The sequence below is a fragment of the Microvirga sp. 3-52 genome, from assembly GCF_018383585.1.
Lineage (GTDB): Bacteria > Pseudomonadota > Alphaproteobacteria > Rhizobiales > Beijerinckiaceae > Microvirga.
The window spans coordinates 1-16,305 of the sequence record NZ_JAHAMK010000044.1 but is presented as its reverse complement, the minus strand read 5'-3'; the positions used below and the strand labels follow the sequence as shown (position 1 = coordinate 16,305).

General features: G+C 60.4%; 17 protein-coding genes. 4 read left to right on the top strand and 13 right to left on the bottom strand.

What is annotated here, in order from left to right; all coding sequences use genetic code 11:
• Positions 1 to 27 precede the first annotated feature (27 nt).
• The 11 genes from KHP60_RS22480 to KHP60_RS22430 form a co-directional block, all read right to left on the bottom strand.
• Positions 28 to 1,248 (bottom strand): ABC transporter substrate-binding protein, encoded by a 1,221-nt coding sequence (locus KHP60_RS22480; RefSeq protein ID WP_213566518.1) that lies wholly within the window; start codon positions 1,246 to 1,248, stop codon positions 28 to 30.
• Between the two features lie 208 nt (positions 1,249 to 1,456).
• On the bottom strand, positions 1,457 to 2,176 hold the full coding sequence (locus tag KHP60_RS22475) for a haloacid dehalogenase type II (RefSeq protein WP_213566517.1): 720 nt from the start codon (positions 2,174 to 2,176) through the stop codon (positions 1,457 to 1,459).
• Positions 2,177 to 2,325: 149 nt separating this feature from the next.
• Positions 2,326 to 3,564 carry an amidohydrolase family protein gene (locus KHP60_RS22470; protein ID WP_213566516.1) on the bottom strand — a complete coding sequence of 413 codons (1,239 nt, stop codon included), beginning with the start codon at positions 3,562 to 3,564 and terminating at the stop codon, positions 2,326 to 2,328.
• Between the two features lie 26 nt (positions 3,565 to 3,590).
• Entirely contained in the window at positions 3,591 to 4,085 is a 495-nt protein-coding gene (locus KHP60_RS22465; RefSeq protein WP_249689040.1) for a GAF domain-containing protein, read from the bottom strand.
• Positions 4,082 to 4,981 carry a branched-chain amino acid ABC transporter permease gene (locus KHP60_RS22460; protein ID WP_213566515.1) on the bottom strand — a complete coding sequence of 300 codons (900 nt, stop codon included), beginning with the start codon at positions 4,979 to 4,981 and terminating at the stop codon, positions 4,082 to 4,084. Before KHP60_RS22460 ends, KHP60_RS22465 begins: the two co-directional genes overlap by 4 nt.
• A 4-nt stretch (positions 4,982 to 4,985) precedes the next feature.
• Entirely contained in the window at positions 4,986 to 5,852 is an 867-nt protein-coding gene (locus KHP60_RS22455) for a branched-chain amino acid ABC transporter permease (RefSeq protein WP_213566514.1), read from the bottom strand.
• Positions 5,852 to 7,048, bottom strand: coding sequence for an ABC transporter substrate-binding protein (locus tag KHP60_RS22450; protein WP_213566531.1), 1,197 nt, complete (start codon positions 7,046 to 7,048; stop codon positions 5,852 to 5,854). Before KHP60_RS22450 ends, KHP60_RS22455 begins: the two co-directional genes overlap by 1 nt.
• A gap of 13 nt (positions 7,049 to 7,061) precedes the next feature.
• Complete coding sequence (locus tag KHP60_RS22445) at positions 7,062 to 7,820, bottom strand: ABC transporter ATP-binding protein (RefSeq protein ID WP_213566513.1); 759 nt, start codon at positions 7,818 to 7,820, stop codon at positions 7,062 to 7,064.
• Complete coding sequence (locus tag KHP60_RS22440; protein ID WP_213566512.1) at positions 7,817 to 8,602, bottom strand: ABC transporter ATP-binding protein; 786 nt, start codon at positions 8,600 to 8,602, stop codon at positions 7,817 to 7,819. The genes KHP60_RS22445 and KHP60_RS22440 overlap by 4 nt, the downstream gene beginning before the upstream one ends.
• Before the next feature lie 85 nt (positions 8,603 to 8,687).
• On the bottom strand, positions 8,688 to 9,341 hold the full coding sequence (locus KHP60_RS22435) for a TetR/AcrR family transcriptional regulator (protein WP_213566511.1): 654 nt from the start codon (positions 9,339 to 9,341) through the stop codon (positions 8,688 to 8,690).
• A 503-nt stretch (positions 9,342 to 9,844) separates the two neighbouring features.
• Entirely contained in the window at positions 9,845 to 10,387 is a 543-nt protein-coding gene (locus KHP60_RS22430; RefSeq protein ID WP_213566510.1) for a DUF2239 family protein, read from the bottom strand.
• A 145-nt stretch (positions 10,388 to 10,532) separates the two neighbouring features.
• On the opposite strand from KHP60_RS22430, the gene KHP60_RS22425 reads away from it, so the two are divergent.
• Together KHP60_RS22425 and KHP60_RS22420 are read left to right on the top strand one after the other, a co-directional pair.
• Positions 10,533 to 10,868, top strand: coding sequence for a GIY-YIG nuclease family protein (locus KHP60_RS22425; protein ID WP_213566509.1), 336 nt, complete (start codon positions 10,533 to 10,535; stop codon positions 10,866 to 10,868).
• A gap of 312 nt (positions 10,869 to 11,180) precedes the next feature.
• On the top strand, positions 11,181 to 11,894 hold the full coding sequence (locus KHP60_RS22420; RefSeq protein ID WP_213566508.1) for a haloacid dehalogenase type II: 714 nt from the start codon (positions 11,181 to 11,183) through the stop codon (positions 11,892 to 11,894).
• 406 nt (positions 11,895 to 12,300) lie between these two features.
• Here KHP60_RS22420 and KHP60_RS22415 read toward each other — a convergent pair whose 3' ends face one another.
• A complete protein-coding gene (locus KHP60_RS22415) occupies positions 12,301 to 13,197 on the bottom strand; it encodes an aminoglycoside phosphotransferase family protein (RefSeq protein ID WP_213566507.1) in 897 nt (298 codons plus the stop codon).
• 255 nt (positions 13,198 to 13,452) lie between these two features.
• Here KHP60_RS22415 and KHP60_RS25925 point away from each other — a divergent pair, with 255 nt between their 5' ends.
• Positions 13,453 to 13,653, top strand: coding sequence for a hypothetical protein (locus KHP60_RS25925; RefSeq protein ID WP_409366309.1), 201 nt, complete (start codon positions 13,453 to 13,455; stop codon positions 13,651 to 13,653).
• Positions 13,654 to 14,047: 394 nt separating this feature from the next.
• On the opposite strand, the gene KHP60_RS22405 is transcribed toward KHP60_RS25925, so the two are convergent.
• Positions 14,048 to 15,037, bottom strand: a complete 990-nt coding sequence (locus KHP60_RS22405; RefSeq protein WP_213566530.1) for a zinc-dependent alcohol dehydrogenase family protein — start codon at positions 15,035 to 15,037, stop codon at positions 14,048 to 14,050.
• A gap of 104 nt (positions 15,038 to 15,141) precedes the next feature.
• On the opposite strand from KHP60_RS22405, the gene KHP60_RS22400 reads away from it, so the two are divergent.
• Positions 15,142 to 16,041, top strand: a complete 900-nt coding sequence (locus tag KHP60_RS22400) for a LysR family transcriptional regulator (protein ID WP_213566505.1) — start codon at positions 15,142 to 15,144, stop codon at positions 16,039 to 16,041.
• Positions 16,042 to 16,305: the final 264 nt, after the last annotated feature.

Sequence of the window (16,305 nt, the reverse complement as noted above, 5' to 3'; positions counted from 1 at the left end):
GACCGAGCCGGGCGTGGGAAGCGGCCGCTAGATCTTGACGACATAGCGGCGGTTGAGCTGACCGCCCTCGATGAAGAAGACGCCGAAGTCGGGCGTCACATCGCCGTACTGGTCGAAATCAAGCACCGAAGAGGCACCTTCGAAGTTGATCTTGCCCTTTTTCAGCGCCTCCTTGGCCTCCGCATAGGTATAAACCTGCTGCCCGGCAGGGTTGGAGACCTCACGGATCTTGGCGTTGATGGCAGCCATGTCCGTGCCATTGGCCGCCTCGATTGCCAGTGCCACGGCATGCACCATATCCCAGGTCATGGCCGCATACACGTTTGACTGCCCCGGCTGTCCCGTCGCCTTCCGGTAGGCTTCATCATAGGCCTTGTAGGACGGAGCATTCTCGTTCGAGACCGAGTCGACCGATATGATCCCCTCGACGACGTCAGGGCCGACCGCCTTCACCAGATCAGGGCTGGCGGCCCAACCCGGCATGACCCACTTGACCGGCTGGCCGCTCTGATACCACTCACGCATGATGATCGTGGTGTCGGCCAAGTATGAGCCCGTGACGATCACATCAGGGTTCGCTGCCAGGACTTTTTGCAGCTCTGAGCGATAGGTTGGCTGGTTTGGCTCGTACACGACGCTTTCGACGACCTTGTGCCCCTTGGCCTCCCAGGCTTTGCGGAAGCCTTCCGTGTTGCCGACACCGGATGCATTGTTGAAGGCCATCGTCGCGGGCCGCTTGAACCCTTCCTTTTCGCAGATCTCCGCAAATGCGCGACCGAAGCGGTCGTTGGTTGCTTGGAACCGATAGGACAGTCCCTTGGCGTTTGCGGGAGGAACGGAGAGTGCCGGCGCGCCGGACGTGTTCATGAGGATGATGTTGGCGTCATTGGTCAACGGGACCACTGCGAGCGAAACTCCGGACGACCAGGTTCCGAGAACCGCCTGAACCTTGTTGACGTCGATGAGCTTCTTCGCCGCCAGCACTGCCGCCTGAGGGCTCGTCTGGGTATCTTCGGAAACGATCTCTATCTTGCGCCCGGCGGCGCCGCCGGCGGCATTCACCGCCTCGGCTGCCGCGATGATCATCTTCTGCATACCGGAACCAAAAGGGCTGCCGGATCCTGTGACTGGGCAGAGCGCTCCGATCCGGAATGTGCCCTGGGCCTGCGCACGAAGGATGGACGGGGCACCGATCAGTGCCGTAGCAGCGCCAATCGTGCCTATGAATTGCCGGCGGGTGTGGGTCATGTGGGTTCCCTTTCTGGTGCTCTAGGTATGGAGCTCGTTCTCGTTGGAGTGACTGCGTTTCGATGCGGCCGGCATCCGGGAGCGTTGGTCGGAGATCTGGGGCGGAACCGCAGGTACATCCGATACCGGCAGTGACGTCCCGGCACGTGTCTGGCAGGAACGTTCCCATCTCCGTTCTCACGGGTCAATCGCGTTGCCGGCTTTGGCATTAGCTGACCTGCTCCTGATGCGCCTTTGCCAATTCAGCCATGTTCGTGAACTGAAAGTCGTAAGTCGGCGATTCGCCTGGATCCATAGTGGCTCCGAAGCCCGTCTCCTGCTTGCGCCGGTAAATCCAACATGATGCCAGCCCCATGCTGTTAGCCGGCTTGTGATCGTGGAACAGGCTTTCCGCCGTATGAAGGATGTCGGTCTTGGAAAGCCCCATGTCCTGAAGCTTTTCGAGCATGTACTCGAAATTCCGCAGGTTCGGCTTGTAGGATCCGATGTCCTCCGCAGTGAAGATGGCATCGAATTCTACCTTAAGCCGCCGGTTGCTGTGGTCGAATGTCTCGTTGTCGACATTCGACAGGATCGCAAGCTTGTAATGCTTTTTGAGATACTGGAGCGCTTCGGCGGAGTCCGGGAAAGCGGGCCAGTTACGAACGGAGCGGCCATAGGCGACGCATTGCTCGTGGGAGGCACGGACGCCCCATTCTTCGGCGAGGCGTTTGTAGACAACACCCAAGAGATCCCGGTAGAGCATCGCCGGCGTCTGCCGCTGCTGCGAAGACTCGTGGCGCGCATGAGCCTCCAGAATTTCGTTCCGCGTGAGAGGCCGATCCATCGTACTGGTGAGGGGCTTCAGGGCTTCGACCATCCCGCTTTCCCAGTCGATCAGAGTTCCGTAGCAGTCGAAGGTCAGAACCTTGAAATCGGTAAGACGCATCTCGAGTTACTCCTATGTTGCGGACATTCTGGAACGACGTTGCCGCAGGAGGCGCTTTGCCGAAGCAACCGGGCGCGGGGCACAAGGGCGATCCAAGCCCGGCGAGCCGGCCAGACGGGTCGTCCGACCGGATCGGCAGGCTCCGTTGATCAGGCTGCCAGCTCATCCTTCACAAAGCGTCCTGCCCTCATGATCGCGGGCATATGCCGCCCTTGGCCAGTCAGAACCGACAGGTCCTTTAAGGGGTCGCCGTCGACGACAATGAGATCCGCATGGGCACCAGCCTCGACCACACCGAGCCTCCCTTCTTGCTTGACGACCTTGGCGGCGTTGATCGTAGCGGAGCGGATGACCTCGATCGCAGGCAGAACCTCGCCACGCAGGATGAACTCATCGGATTGATGCTGGTGCATCTCGCCAAGAAGATCCGAGCCGTATGCCATCATGACGCCTGCATCGTGCAGCGTTTGAAGTGCAGCAAGGCCTTGGCTGCGCACGTCCTCGATCTTAGCGACTGATTCGGGCGGTAGACCGAAGGAGGCGCCTTCCTTGGCAAGATAATCAAACGTCACATTGGTCGGCACCACATAAGCGCCTTTTTCCTTCGCGAGCCGCGCCGTTTCGGCCGAGATCAGGTTGCCGTGCTCGATGGACTCAACCCCGAGCTCCACCGCCCTGCGGATAGCCTCGTCCGTGTAAAGATGGGCGGCGACATAGGTTTGCGCGTTGCGCGCCTCCTCAACCGCAGCGCGGATCTCATCTGCGGACAAGCCGAGGAATGCGATCGGATCCGTCGGCGATGACACACCGCCATTGGCCATGATCTTGATGAACTGGGCACCGGCCTTGATCTCCTCACGGGCAGCCCGGCGGACATCGTCCACACCATCGACGACGCGCCCGAGGCTGCCAGCCTTGTCCGCGTAGTAGTCGACGTTGCGGGCATGATACCGGCCGCGGTAATCGGTGTGGCCTCCGGTTTGTGAGAGGGCCTTGCCGCAGATGACGAGGCGCGGAGCCTCGATAAGCCTCTCCTCAATTGCCATCACGAGACCATGATCAGCGCCGCCCAGATCGCGGACGGTTGTGAATCCGCGCATCAGCATCTCGCGCATGATCTTGGCTGAGCGCAGCGCCACGAGCGTGTTTGGCAACTCGGCGTTGGCGCCGAGGTTCGCGACGGTGGCGATGACGTGAACGTGGCAATCGATTAAGCCGGGCATCAAGGTCTTGCCGGCGAGGTCGATCACGCGAGCGGACGAAGCCGTGATAGGGCCGTCAGATACCTCACGGATCTCGCCGTTCTCCACGAGAACGTTGTGATCGGCAAGAGCTTCGTTTCTCCGTCCGTCGAGGATGTTGGCGTTCTTGAACAGGATAGCGGGCAATGCATGTCTCCTATGAGCAATGGCTTTTACTTGCGGGCTTTCGTCAGGGCGGAAATGAGCAGCGGTGTGAAGGAGCGTACGACGGCGACTTGATCGTCGCTCGTATAGGCCCCCTCCTCGTCCAGGACGTTCAGGGTCCCGAGAATTTCCCCGCCCTCCTGCACGGATACGTTGATGACGCAGCCGAGCCCGAGGCTCTCGATCAGCTCATGGTCGGGGAAAGCCCAGCGGATCGCTTCTTTGTCGCGACCGAGGAAGGTCTGCTTGCGCGTCAACACGAGTTCGCCCCATGGCGTGGGTCCCATGCGTTTACGGCCCTGTACCGGGTAGGCTTCCGGCTGGGATGAGTAGACCCTCTCGACCTCCTCGCCACCCTCGCAGCGCACGAGGATGGTGAAGAGACTGTGGCCTATCAAGTCGTTGATTGCCTTCTCGACGGCACGGTATGCCGCCTCAGGCGAGGCGTCCTGCGCGATTGCGTCGGTGACGGAGAGATAGGACTGAAGCAATTGGTTGTTCATGAGGCTGGGGCTTTCTGTGAACGTTCGGGAAGAAGACCGTCGGGACGCAAGGTCAGCACGATAACCAACCCGATGCCGACGGCGATTTCGCGAAGGGCGGCGGCTTGCAGGGCCGTTACGCCTGGAGCGATCTCGGCAAGAAAACGTGTCGCCTCAAGAAAGGCGACGAGAAGATAGGCACCGAGCACCGCACCCGCCGGGCGAGCGTTTCCACCGGCTGTGACCGCAAGGAAAATATAGATCGTGATCAGAGGCTGAAATTGATCCGGAGCGACATAGCTTGTGTAGTGGCCGTAGAGCGCACCTGCCAGACCCGCGATCGCAGCTGCAAGGGAGAAGGCTTGAGCCTTGAAGCGGACGATGCTTTTGCCTGCCACGGAGGCAACGGTCTGGTCCTCCCGGACAGCACGCAACGCTCGTCCCCATGGAGACGCGAGAAGCCTGCGCTGAAGCACGTAGACAAGGATAACGGCCGCGACGGTGATCAACAGGGTCCCGAGATGGAACCAGACTCCCGTGTCACGGGCGATCATGACCGGAACGCCGGAGATGCCATCAGTGCCTCCGGTGAGCCAGACTTCGTTCGAGGCCACGATCCGCACGATCTCGGCAAAGCCGAGCGTCACGATCGCGAGGTAGTCGTCCCGCAGGCGAAGGGTCGAGAAGCACACCAGCAGACCTGCCAAGCCTCCGGCCAGCACGGCCACAGAAACGCCGACCAGGATCGGCGCTTGCTCCCATGTGGTGAGCATCGCCGAAGCATAGGCGCCGACCGCAAAGAATCCGGCAAGGCCGAGATTGACGAGCCCCGCCAGTCCCCAGGACAGCATGAGGCTCTGCGCCAGCAGCGCATAGATCGAGCCGACGACCAGCATGAACAGGATATAGGTCAGCATGTTGTCAGCCCGCCTTGCTACCGAGGAGACCTGAAGGTCGGATCACGAGCACCACAAGGATGACGATGAAGCCGACGGCGAGGCGGTACGCGGGAGCCAGCGCAAGCACCGTGATCTCTTCCACCATACCAATGACAAAGGCACCCGCCACGGCGCCGGGAATGCTTCCGAGCCCGCCCAGAACCGCGGCGGCGAACACCGAAAGGAGCACGCGTCCGCCCAGAAGAGGATCGATGGACGTATCCAGGCCGATGAGCGTGCCCCCGACGCCGCATAAACCGCTCCCGACTGCGACAGTGACCAGCGCAATCAAGCGGGGGTTGATGCCTTTCAACCGCGCCAGGTCGGCGTTGTCGGCAACCGCCCGCATCGAGCGTCCGAGCGATGAGAACGACAGAAAGGCCCAGATCGCAACCATGATGGCAAGAGCGAAGATAAAGTTGGTGATCTGCTGCGGCCCGATCCGGATCGGGCCGAAGACAAGATCGCGAGCTAATGGAAGGTCGAACGCCCGCAAATCGTTGCCAAAGAAAAAGCGAACGATGTTCTCGATCACCATTGCCATGGCAAGCGACCCGATGGCTTTCATCAGCGCTCCGCCCCGTCCAAGACGCTCCAGCGCACCATACTCAAGCGTTGCCCCGAAGATCGCCGCGCTCAAGAAGGCAACGATGATCGCCGCGACGATCGGGAGTCCGAGGGTAACGTTTGCGATCCAGGCGATGTATGCGCCGGCCGTAGCCAGCGCACCGATTGCAAAATTCGGGAACCGCAACACCGCGAAGATGGCGCTGAAGCCGAGCGCCGGAATTGCCAGGAGCGCTCCCACGATCACACCATTGACAAGGGCTTGAAGGACCGCGTCGAACATCACGCAATCTTCAGCAGGGTGATCTTACCGCCCTTGACCTGCTCATAGCGGAACTTGGCGTCGGTGATGTCGCCGATGTCGGTAAAGTCGCAGGGACCGGAAGCGCCGTCATAATCGACCTTCTTGCCGTCGGCGATCAGCTTGAGCCCGTCGACTGCGGTTTCGACTCGCTCGCCGCCGCCTTGTGACACCTTGCGCACGTTGTTCTTGATAATGGTCCCGGTGTCGCCCTTGCCGACTGCCATCGCCATGGCGATCAGGTTGAGGTGGTCGTAGACTTGGCAGCTATACGTGTCCGGCGAGTCGACGCCGAGGAGACGTGACACGTTCTTGTAGGCGTTGCTGCCTTCGGCAGGTGACGGAGACAGGGTGTAGATGCCTTCGCTCACATCCGCCGGAAGCGCGTCCACAAGCTGCTTATTCACAGAGTAACCGAAGCCGAACAGGCTGCCGCGATAGTTAGCGCGGTAGAGATCGCGGACGAGCACGGCGGTATCGTTGGTATAGCCGCCCATCACGATCGCATCGGGCTTGCCGCGCAGCACCTGATCGACCTCGGTGCGCAGGGTCGTCTTTTTGTCGTCATAAATCAGCGAGGTGGTCTTTCCGCCAGCCGCCGTGACGGTCTTGGTCAGCGCCGCAAATTGCGACTCGGTGAAGGGCGTCTGCGGCGAGACGAACGCCACTGTCTTGGCATTGGCGCTGAGGGCGAACTCCCCGAACTTGGTTCCTTGCAGGGTCGTGGTCGGCTGCGTTCGGATAAGGAAACCCTGGTGGGGGAGTAGAGTGATCGGCTCTGCACCGGAAACAGTTGAGAGGAACACGCCGGACTGCGAGCACACCGGCACAACCGCCGTGGTGACCGCGGATGCCCAGGTGCCGATGATAGCGGAGACCTTGTCGATATCGATGAGCTTGCGTGCGGCGCGCAGACCGGCCTCAGGGCTGGTCTGGTCGTCTTCCGAGATGATGAGCAGTTGACGTCCGAGAATGCCGCCTGCCTTGTTGATCTCGTCGGCGGCCTTCTTCACGGTATTCGCCATGGAAGGGCCGTAGGAGCCCCCCGAGCCGGTGAGCGGGGTCAGCGTTCCAAGCTTGATGGGACCCGTCTGTGCCCGCAAGATCGCCGGCATTGCCATTGTGCCGGCGAAGGCGACGCCAGCGCCGAGAATATGTCTGCGCGTGATATCTGTCATGATACTGTCCTCTTCAGTGACGCGGGGGATTGGCCTGCTGGCCCACCCCTGTCGGTTTAGTGGCGCGTCCGCCCAGGAAAAGACGGCGGATATCGGGATCGTTGGCGACGGTTTCGGCCGGTCCATCGAGATGATTTCGGCCATCGACGAGCACATAGGCGCGGTCAGAGACCTCGAGAGACTCAAGCGCATTCTGCTCGACCATGAGGATCGCTATGCCTTCTTTAGCGATACTGCGGATGTATTCGAAGAGCTCGTGCGCTGCCTTCGGGCTGAGACCCGCCGTAGGCTCGTCGAGCAGAAGTGCGCGAGGCTTGCCCATGAGAGCCATCGCCATGGCGAGGATTTGACGCTGTCCGCCTGACAGACTCTTGGCCGATATACGACGTTTATCGAACAGCATTGGAAATCGTGCATAGGCTTCTTCCATCCGCTTTTTTGCCGCGCTGCGCTCAAACAGGCAGCTGACTTCAAGGTTCTCCGCGATCGTGAGCGAACCGAAGACATTGCGCTCCTGCGGCACGAAGCCGAGGCCGGCCTTAGCGATGGCCTGCGGCGACTGGCCCGTGATATCCTCGCCGCCGATCAAAACCCTCCCCTGCGACGGGGACAGCAATCCGGAGATCAGCTTCAGCGCGGTCGACTTGCCGGCGCCATTTGGCCCGATGATGGTGACGACTTCGTCCGTATCCGCGCTCAGGGCCACACCCTTGACGATATGCTCGGCCGAGGCATAGCCGCCAACGATGCCTTCGACATCCAACAATCTCATCTGCGTCCTCCAAGGTACGCATCCTGAACTTCGCGGTTTTCTCGCACGTCGTCAAAGGATCCTTCAGCGAGTGTCCGGCCTTGCGCCATCACGATGACGCGCTTGCAGATGCGCTCGATCAGCGCCATGTCGTGCTCGATGAGCAGCACCGTCATGCCCTCGGACACGAGCGCAAGCAAATGGTCGCCGATTTCCTCCGCGAGCGTGGGGTTCACGCCGGCTGCCGGCTCGTCAAACAGGATCATGCGAGGTTCGGCCATCAGGGCTCGCCCAATCTCCAAGAGCTTCTTCTGCCCCCCAGAGAGAGCTGTCACCCTGTTGTCGATAACGTGGGACAGCCGCAGGCGCGCAGCGATGGACAAGGCCTTCTCCGCTAGTTCCGCCTCACGCTGTCGCGCGCTCGCCGATCCGGCCAAGGCGGTACCAATGCCTTCGCCAGGCTGTTGCGCGCCATAAACCATCAGGTGCTCAAATACTGAGAGCTTGGGAAAGCCGCGCGCGATCTGAAACGTCCGAACAAGCCCAAGTCGGGTGATCTTGTGAGGGCTCAAGCGCTCAATGGAATGGTCCATGAATCTGATGGATCCGGAGTCTGCCCTGTAAAGGCCGGATATCACGTTGAACATCGTCGTCTTTCCGGCACCATTGGGCCCGATCAGTCCGGTCACGACCCCTGGCTCGACGTGGAACGACGCACCGTCCAAGGCCTTTAGTCCTCCAAAAGCCAGACAGACCCTCTCAACGGCCAAGGGATGCGTGAATGTACCATGGGTCGCTTCCATGGGTGTCTTTGCGTGTGCGTGCACGGTTATCGCCCTTTCGCCGCTCCCTGATGCCGTAGCTTTGCCGAGGAGATCTCAAGGGCAGCTAGGCTCTGCTTCGGTTCGCCCGCACCTGCGGGTATTCGTTATTCCTCAGCATGAACTCACGCCGCATCTGCTCTTTCCAGAAACTGAGCAGCGCATCGAAGTAAGCCGGATCGTCTCTCGTAGCGGATTGAGCGATCATCCCGCGGATCAGGCACATCGTCGCGTTCATCAAGACGAGCGCATTCTTGACCTCGACACCAACCTGCCCTGCGAGCTCTGCCCACACGGAGTTGAGGCCTGCATGAAATTCCTTCACGACCGGAATAATAGCCGTGCGGAACTCCGCGTTGTGCCTTGCCTCAGGCAAATACTCCATTGTCACGTAGAACAAGCGGTCTTTCATCATATGCCACAGGTAGTCGACGATCTCGTCAGACGTTCCTCCAGACTGACGTATCCCCTCAGCCATCTTGTGAAGGCCAGCCGTCGCATTGCGCAGTTGATGGGAGACTGCCGCCGCGATGATTTCCTCCTTCGAGCTGAAGTGATGGGTCAGTGCACCTCGCGACACTCCAGCAGCCTGCGCGATGTCGGACGTCGACATGCGGGAGAGCCCACGGTCATGCAGCAGATCGATAGTCGCGTTGAGCAGCTTGAGCGTTGTGTCAGCGGTACGCTCCTGCTGTGTTTTCCTACGGCCGCGGGGTTTCATTCCGTTTCTCCCGTGGTGTTGAAGAGTGGCAGGCGAATTACAAACAAACAAGCCTGTTTGTTTGTCAGGGGTGCAGAACTTTCGTATTATCTGCCTTAGTATTAGGCATCTTGTCCCTTAACTTGCATGCCCGGGTATGATTTAGCAGCCGCCTCACAGATACTATGTTACATAGCGACAGCTTCTGGCGCCGAGCATATGGCACGTTCCGTCGATTTGTGGATCTCCAAAACGAGACCCCATCCAATTCAGCTCCACTGTAAGGACCGCACCCCAAGTTGGTATAGGTCAAGTTTGGGTCAAAGTGTAACGAAGCACGTATCGAATGTTGGTCCGTTGTAGGAAGGATAGCGGAACTCGGGATAAGGTCAGCCCAGTGCCATTTGCAGTCCTTCGCCTGCAAGCGGTGCGAGGTTTGCGGCAGCACCTACGCATAAATGCAAGCGGTGTCGTGGTGGCTGGGGGCTGCGGAGATTAGGCCTTTGAGCGCCTGGAGTGTCGCTTCAGTGACTTGATGACCGCCGAGCCGTTCGATCGATGGCCTCGACAACCGTGTGAGCCAGCATGAATTGATAGGCGGCCTCCTGGGTGGCACGTTTCTGCTGTCGCGTTCCCCCGCTTCGGCGGGCCTCGTCTACCAGCCTTCTCAGGGCGGCAGATGCGCCACCCGGCTGAGTAGCCAGCCAATCCCAGTGCCGCGGCAGCAGTGTCACCTCGCGCGCAACGACTCCCAGTTTTGGGCGTCCCCGGCCTCTGGGTTCGGACACCATCTCCTTTGCAGGTCCGGTCGCCTCATCCGCACGGGGGCGGTAGCGCCCAGCATGCGCCCGAGGCGGCTGGGACATTCTTTCGACGATGTCGGCCTCGGACCCGCGCAGGTCCAGATCGATGACGCGGCCGGTCGCATCGTCGAACACGAGGATTGCGTTCGATGAGCGATTGTCGGTGGCCGCTTTGACCGCGAGAGCCACTTTGACCAGCGGGCCGGAGAGGAGCACGCGATGACCGTCGAAGGCCGTGCAGGGTTTGGCAAGGAGGTCGGACACGTTCAGCACCACAAGTTAGGTGCTAATTATTACCCGGATAAAAACCTTGCGTCAATATTGCCCGGGTAGTATTCACGGAGGGCGTCCGTGTGGACGCCGAGGCGATATGCAGTCGTCTCGTAACCAGTCGAAAAGGAGTGGCGGGATGAAGGGCGAGGCGCGCAAGGCGGCAGTGGCAGCCTACAAGGAACGCAAGGTCGTCGGCGGGGTCTATGCGGTTCGCTGCGCGGCTTCCGGCGAGACATGGATAGGACACTGGCCCAACATCGAGACGATCCAAACCCGCCTGTGGTTCACGCTGCGACAGGGCACCCACCCCAGGAAGGAGATGCTCGAGGCTTGGCGTCGCCACGGCGAGGCGCAATTCAGCTTCGAAATCCTGGAAAGGCTCGAGGATGAGCCATCCTCCTACACGCGGGACGCGGATCTGAAGGATCTCGCATCCCTCTGGCGGGAAAAATTGAAAGCCAACCCGATTTGAAGAAGAGGAATTCCAACTCCCACCTGTCGCATATGCGCCCGACCTGATCCATCCCTGATGAAGAGCGTCCCGAGAAGGACCCGTGTCGCCGCTCCGAAGGACCGCTCCGGGTCATCCAGGATATTTCCTGTGTTTCTAGGAGTGTACGGTGTTACCGCCGCTAGCTGAAATTCGGCTTGCTTCCGCCCCGTGCCACAAGCCGATCCTTGTCGCCGCTTGACGCCATCAAGAGCTGCAAGCAAGCGATCGGGATGCGTGCTAGCGTCTTTTGGCCAAATCTTCCCGACCATCCACTAAGCGCAGGCCTTATTCATGCCCGAACTCAACACCTCGGTGTTCACGCTCGATTCCATTCCGAAGGTGATCACCTTTGACTGCTACGGCACGCTCGTGCAGTGGTACGAGGTGCTCTTACGCGAGATCGGCGCAACGCTGGCGAAGCACGGGAGCGGCGCGAGCGCATCCGCGATCCTCGACAGCTTCTCCTCCCAAGGTCGACGCCTCACTGCCGAGAGGCTGCACCGCCTCTACAAGGACATCTTGCGCACTGGCTTCGTTGCGGCCTTCGCCGAGCACGGCCTGACCCCGAGCGGGGACGAGATCGAACGGGTCGCGGCCTCGCCGACGACCATGGGCCCGCACCCTGAGGTCCCGGCGGCGCTGCGCCGGCTGCGCGAGCGCTATAGGCTGGCCATCTTCACAAATTCCGACGACGACCTGATCGCCCCTACCGTGGCGCGCATCGGCGTTCCCTTCGACTACGTCATCACGGCCGAGCAGGCGCGAGCCTACAAGCCGTCGCGGCAGCTCTTTGAGTACGCCTACCGCCGGATAGGTGTGACGCCGGACGAGACGGTGCACGTGGCGATGGGAATGTACTGGGACATGAAGGCCCGCCACGAGCTGGGTCTGCGTGGTATCTGGGTGAACCGGCGGGGTGAGACCGGCAACCCGGACTGGCTGCCCTACGCGGAAGTGTCGGACCTGGATGGAGCGGCTGCCTTGCTCCTCCCCCCGAAACTCTGACATAGCGCGGCACTTCTTCCGCTCTGGGTCAATCTTTCACCTTCCGGCCGCGTAGCGAATGTCAGCTCATGACCGGTGAAGCAGACCAAGTGTTTCCGTCTCGGGAGTGCCAAGAGTGGTCTTTCCTGCCGGAGAGACATAGGCCAGAGGCCGAGCAGTCGGCGAACTCGGTTTGAGAGGCAGACGAGACGCCCACGACATCCCACCATCGGCTCGGGCATCGGACGCTCAATCAGGCGCATAGGCTGCGGCTAGGGCTAGTTTCGCATCCTGGAGCCCAAAACAGATCGTGGATGGCTCCTCAATGAGCACAGCACCAGCCATCGCGACAACACTCCGCTTGCGATGCCAGCTCGAGAGACGCGGGCATTGCTTCTTGGGGGGCGTTCGCCAGACGTCCATTCGATCATAGGATGAGGTCCTCGAGCAGGCGGGAGAGCGTGTTTCGACCCAGTGCGCTCATCCTTGGGTTCGTGTGCTGGTAGTACCAGACCAGTCCCATCGCCTGCTGAAACGCCCATGCTGCGCCACGCTTCCACTCGACCTCGTCTGACCCAAGATGATGCCGCACGATATCTCTGCGCTCTCGGTCAAGAAGGTGCCACGCAGCCACAAGATCCAGTGCCGGATCTGCCGGCCCGAACCCGCCAGCATCGAGCACACCCACGAGACGCCCATCCCGCACAAGAAGATTCGCCGGAATGAGATCCCGATGGCTCATAACATCAGGTCCGGATGGCGGCAGCTCCCGCAGCCGAGCCCACATGTGACGCAGGCGAGCAACGTCCAAAAGGCTCTCGCTGTTCCTGAAGCAGACTTCCATCCAGTCATCGTGATCGGGAAGGTTACCGCCCCTCCCCTGCCCGTCGAAGCGGCGACCATGAGTGTCCGCCGCCCGCAACGATGCGATCAGGTTGGCGATATCGAGAGCCAATGCCGTGGACCTCGCAAGTCCATTTGGCGTAGCAACCTCGCCTTCGATCCAACTCTGCACCGCCCAGGGCATGGGATAGAGCCCGCCGGGTTGACCAATCCCCAGCGGTCGAGGCGTCCCGAACGGAGAATGCTTAGCGAACTCGGCTATAGCGGCCGCTTCCCGACGAAGCATCTCAGCGCATTCGGTGAGGTTCATGGCGCGCAAGGGAAACCTTGCCGCGACACCTGATCCAATGCGGAAGATTGCATTGACAGTGCCGGTGGCGCCGAGTTGCCCGATCCGCTCATTGCGATACTCCGGGAACTGATCGAGGATCAGCCCCTGAACGATATCAGCGTCAATATGAACCTGGTCGTCGTGCATCATGCTACAAATGTCTCCGGCCACCTTGCTCCTGAAGTTTAGTTATAGACTTGAGTTGCAACGCTACTGCCGGCAAGTCTTCAAAACAGCACTGGATATCGGCTTGGGGTTACGCACTGGCCTACAGCATGGACGTGAGAAGGCCTGCTTTCTCCGCCATTTCCGACACTCAGATTATTTCGGCTCCGTGCCATTTCCAGACCTTCAGAGATTGGCAACTTTCGATCCTGCGCGGTTCGTCGAGACCTGACAAGTGACTTGGTTGATGTTTGGCCCGACTGGGTTGCAGAGCACTCTGCGCCTCATGTACACGCGAACCCTTCGCGTCTTCTTTTGTTGCAGGTCAACGTCCGCGACGCCGCCGAGGAGGACGAGAAGTTCTCGGTCCTTATGGGGACATCGGTCGACGAACGCAGGGAATGGGTAGAGCGCAGTATCCTCGCCGAGATCGCCGCGTAGCCGAAAGGTGCTGTGTCCCCGGGTCTTGAAGTCTGACTCAAACCTGAGGGTATCCTGACTCGAATCGGCGAAAAGCCTGACTCTTCGGTCTTTGCAGCCGTGGGCTGTGTGTGGACCGACAGGATTGGGTGCATCCGCCAAGGATTGGAAAAGGCCCGCTTCCCTGACGGATGAGGGCCTTTTCTCATTCGGACGTCTTCCGTGGCTCAGATTTCGAGTCCTTTGGGCGGAACATACGGAGGGCGGGGAGACCGTCAGGGACTAGGCGGCGGCGGTCTCCTGGACCTCGACATCCCAGGTCACCTCGGAACTGATGCCGTGCAGTGTTGAGGAGTTGTTGAAGAGACGTACCGAACTGATCGAGCGATGCCAAACTCCATCACTCTACGACCCGTCAAACGGTCACGACAATCTTGCCGAATTGCTCGTTCGACTCCAGAAAGCGATGCGCCTCCACAATCTGCTCGAACGGAAAGGTCCTGGCGATGATCGGCTTCAGAGCACCCGCCTCCAATCCCTCGAGGATAAACGCTTTGGCAGCCTTCAATCGGGCCGGATCGCCGACGATTTCGTGAACGAGGTAGCCGCGCAGCGTCAGGCTCTTGCCCAGTACACTGAACAGCGGGAGAGGGGTCGGCTCGGGGCTTAAGCCGCCATATTCAATGAGAATGGCGCCACGCGCCATCGCTGCCGTGAGAGGCTTGAATATCGGTCCGCCGATCGGGTCGAAGACGACTTGGACGCCTTCCGGTCCGGCAATGTCCGTCAGCCGGACTTCCAGGTCCTCCTCTGCTGAAGCGATGACATGCGCAGCGCCTGCATCAAGCAAGGCTGACGCCTTGCCAGATGTCCGCGTGACCGCGATCGGGATCGCGCCGACCCTGTTGGCAATCTGGATCGCCGCCAGTCCGACGCTGCTGGATGCCGCGGTAATCACGACGAAGTCTCCCCTGCGGAGTTGGGCAATGTCGATCAGCGCGCCGTAAGCGGTAAGATACTGCATCCAAACGGCGGCGGCCGCTTCCCAGCCGAGTGATGGCGGGTGCCTCACGACGAGCTCAGCCGGAAATGTCACAAGCTCTCCGTAGGCAGGCCAGCGAACCATCGAGATCGGCGGAACGATGCTGACGGCGTCGCCTGGTGCGAAACCATCCACGCCCTCGCCAACCGCTTCGACGATGCCTGCTGCCTCGAGACCAAGGCCGGAAGGGAATGTCAGCGTCTCGATGTATGAGCCCGTGCGGAGCAACGCCTCAGCCCGGTTCAAGCCGAGCGCCTTGACCTGGATTTGGACCTCACCCTGACGAGGGCCAGGAACATCAACGTCCTCGATGCGCAGAACCTCGGGGCCACCATGCTCATGAAAGCGAACCACCCGTGCCATCCGCCACAACTCCAAAATAATTGAACTGAATAAGCTATGCAGGAGGCTATTGGTTGAATAAATAGCGTCTGAGGCAGAACAGTCGAAACCATGAGTTTCCAAATATGGATCGCCTGACCAGCATGGCGGTGTTCGTCAAGACCGTCGATTTGGGGTCATTCGCGGCCGCGGCGGCCGCGCTCGATCTCTCCGGGCCAATGGTCGGCAAGCATGTCCGGTTTCTCGAAGAGCGTCTGGGCGTGCGCCTCATCAACCGGACCACACGGCGCCAGAGCCTGACGGACTTCGGCCGTGCCTACTATGAGCGCTGCCGGGTGGTTCTTGCTGAGGCCGAGGCCGCAGATGCCCTCGCAGCCGATCAACTGTCCGAACCCCGCGGCAGGCTGCGCGTCAGCATGCCGGTGCATTTCGGCCGGCGCTGCGTGACCCCCGTCCTGCTGGAGCTCGCACGGCAATATCCCACGTTGGAACTCGACCTGTCGTTTAATGATCGCATCATCGATCTTGCCGAAGATGGCTGTGATCTAGCAATCCGGACCGGCTATTTGGAATGCAAGACCGGCGTGATTGCCCGTCGTGTCGCCCGCCAGCACATGATCGTCTGCGCGGCTCCAGCTTATCTTGAAAGGCACGGCAGGCCTGAGCGGCTCGAAGAACTGGCCAATCATCAGGCGGTCATCTACCACCGGGCAGGCCCCGTTCCGCCATGGCTGTTTCCACGCGACGGCCATGCTCCGGTGGAGATCACGCCAAGAAGCCGGCTGCGGCTCGATGATCTTGATGCGATTGCCGATGCCGTGGCCACCGGGATGGGATTGGCCTGGCTTCCCTCCTGGCTGGTGCGTGAGCGCATTCGGGCAGGGGCGCTTGTCCCGCTGTTACCGGATCAGCCCGGATTCCTGTACGACTGCTATGCACTTTGGTTGCAGACGCCTCACTTGCCACGGAAGGTCCGTCTTGCGGTCGATGCGTTGGCGGCTGCACTACCCAAATACATGACATAGCTTGCCATTCTGACCACCAGAATCTCCGCAAAGATGGGACGGCCCGGTACCGGTCAAACTGAGAAGTAGAGACCAACAAAGGATGGGCCGATTTCAGGTCGGAATGAGACCTTTGAGGCACCTAAAGCGCTTTTGGTCTCAGTGTAGAGCATAGCCGGCATGCCTGATCCAGCCTTGAGCATCCTTTGCGCTGATGGTGTCGAGGGCTGGTTTGAGCTCTGCCTCCAAGGCTTCAAGGCTACGTGGGGCTTTTGCCTTGAGCCG